The sequence below is a fragment of the Mesorhizobium sp. M7A.F.Ca.US.006.04.2.1 genome, from assembly GCF_004022915.1.
GTDB classification, from domain to species: domain Bacteria; phylum Pseudomonadota; class Alphaproteobacteria; order Rhizobiales; family Rhizobiaceae; genus Mesorhizobium; species Mesorhizobium ciceri.
In genome coordinates this window covers 1-1,692 of the sequence record NZ_RZQA01001112.1, presented here as the reverse complement: position 1 = coordinate 1,692, position 1,692 = coordinate 1, and the positions used below count along the sequence as shown (strand labels likewise).

General features: G+C 61.8%; 1 protein-coding gene and 2 pseudogenes. All 3 read right to left on the bottom strand.

Translation table 11 applies throughout. The features are described 5' to 3' along the window. Positions 1–416: pseudogene (locus EN925_RS34820) on the bottom strand (hypothetical protein); the annotation flags it as partial. A 13-nt stretch (positions 417–429) separates the two neighbouring features. Then, positions 430–1,323: an NAD(P)-dependent methylenetetrahydromethanopterin dehydrogenase gene (locus EN925_RS34815; protein ID WP_013532031.1), complete on the bottom strand. Its 894-nt coding sequence runs from the start codon at positions 1,321–1,323 to the stop codon at positions 430–432. A gap of 29 nt (positions 1,324–1,352) precedes the next feature. Next, positions 1,353–1,692 (bottom strand): annotated as a pseudogene (locus tag EN925_RS34810) (GHMP kinase); the annotation flags it as partial.

Below are 1,692 nucleotides of genomic sequence, written 5' to 3'. Positions count from 1 at the left end.
GTCTTGACCACCCAGTTCTCCGGGTCAGGCGGCTGGTCCCATCGCAGTTGCGGATGCGGGATGCCGAGTTCGGCACAATCATCGGCCAGCAACTGCGGATCCTTGATCCTGCGGATCGCGGCGCCGCCATTGCCGGCGAGCCGAAAGTGTCGCGCGATTTTGTCCACGGTCTCAGGCATCCGCTCAAACCCTGAGCCCAGGACAATGGCGGCCGGCAGGTCGTCGCCAGCCAATCGCCGAAGCGTGTCGATGATGCGCTCGCCGTCGATGCCTCCTTGCAGGTCGCCTGGCAGCATTGTCGCGCGTTCTGCGAGCGCGACGGTGTCCGTATCGCAAAAGAAATCGGCGACCAGCGGACGATAGCCGGCGCGACGCGCGGCGGCGGCCAGCGCCCGGCCTGAAATTGCCGCGATCAAAAGAGATCCGGCGTTACTTGGCAATCTCGCGTGCAAGGGAAAACGCTTCCTGAAAACCGAGCGTGATCGTCTTTTCGGATTCGATCATTCTTTTGAAGAGACCGAATTCGACCTTATATTTGACATTGCCGATGGCAAGCGGACCAATGCCGACAGCTTTTGCCGCATCGAGTGGATCACCATTGGCATTGACGGCCAATCCTTCGATGCCGGCCGGGGGAACGGCATTGACGTCGGCCGCAATAAGCAGGTCATTGCCTTTCAATTGGGCTTTGGAGACCACCTGGACGCCAGCTTTGGCGCAAGCCAGGATAATTTCGTTGGCTTCGACCAGCTTTGTCTTGCGGGCGTCGCTCGATCCGTCAGCCGCATCGACGGTGAGGTGGAACCTGCTTTCGATCTCGGCCGCGATCTGCTTGACCCGTTCGATGCCGTCATGGCCGACAAGTGTGACCCGGGCACCTTCCCCTGCCGCGATGACGGCGGTGCAGAAGCCGACGACTCCGGTGGCGCCGAAAACAGCCACCCTCGTATCCCTGAGCGCACGCTGGAATTTCTTCTCCAGCGCCTTTTCGACCTTGGCCACCATCGCCGCGGCTGTGGTGAACGAGCCGGCTGGATCGGCAAATACCGAAACCTGGAAAGGCGGCACCATCGCCTTCTTCGCGGCGTCGAACATGTCGAGCGCCAACGAGGCATCCTTCCCGGCGATGAAGATGCCGGTGTCGACACCCGCATCCGGCGGGCGTGAAAAGATCGCGTCCTGGACCAGTCCTGTCACTTCGGCCAGGCCCACATCGACATAGGGGACGACGGCGTCGAAACCTGCGTCGAGCGCCATGTTCACGTCGAAGGGGCTCATCTGCTTCAACGGTGTCAGCATGTGCAGGATGTGTTTGCGGGCCATTTCTTGCCTTTCTGCCTGAAACTGAAGCGTCAGCTGCCGACGAGATCCAGCCTGGTTGAACTGATCTTCGCGCCGGAGTTCCTGCCCTTGACGATCTTGACCTCAAGGCCGCCCTCAACTGTCGTCTTCCGAACCGCGTCGACGAACTTGAGTGCGGCGTCCTGCGATGGCGCGAAGGCAAAGCCTGTCGGCCCCCAGGAACTCTGGCCGATGCCGACGGCGCCTGCTTCATTGAGACAGTGGGCCACCATCTCGACCCGCTTCGAGGTGAACACGCCGCCCTGGGCCGGGGCGAAATGGCTGCCGATCAGCATCTGTATCGCGGTGACGGCGGCGCCGAATGCCGGAAGGTCCCGCTCGACCAAAGCC